This is a genomic window from Zoogloea oryzae, from assembly GCF_030161255.1.
Lineage (GTDB): Bacteria > Pseudomonadota > Gammaproteobacteria > Burkholderiales > Rhodocyclaceae > Zoogloea > Zoogloea oryzae.
The window spans coordinates 1-248 of record NZ_BSPX01000232.1 but is presented as its reverse complement, the minus strand read 5'-3'; the positions used below and the strand labels follow the sequence as shown (position 1 = coordinate 248).

The 248-nt window shown below is 76.6% G+C and carries 1 protein-coding gene; it reads right to left on the bottom strand.

Annotation, left to right across the window (positions count from 1 at the left end; all coding sequences use genetic code 11):
* Positions 1 to 248, bottom strand: a 248-nt coding sequence (locus QQK25_RS23190; protein ID WP_284190077.1) for an aspartyl protease family protein, incomplete at both ends; no start/stop codon positions are given.

Sequence of the window (248 nt, the reverse complement as noted above, 5' to 3'; positions counted from 1 at the left end):
CCCTCGGCGGTGCCGCTGGCGGTGTGGAAGGTCTCGCGGCGGCAGCAGCCGGGCTCGTCCGCGCGGCTGGTGTCGAAGCCCACCGCCGGGCATTCGCGGATGCCCAGCTCGTTGCCCAGCCGGGCGGGGATCGAGGTGAGGCTGGCGCCGGTATCGACGATGAAGCTCACCGGCCGCGACGCCACCTCGCCCGGCACCCGGTAGCCGCCGCCGCTGCCCCGGCGCAGCTCCAGCCGGTCACCGGGGAG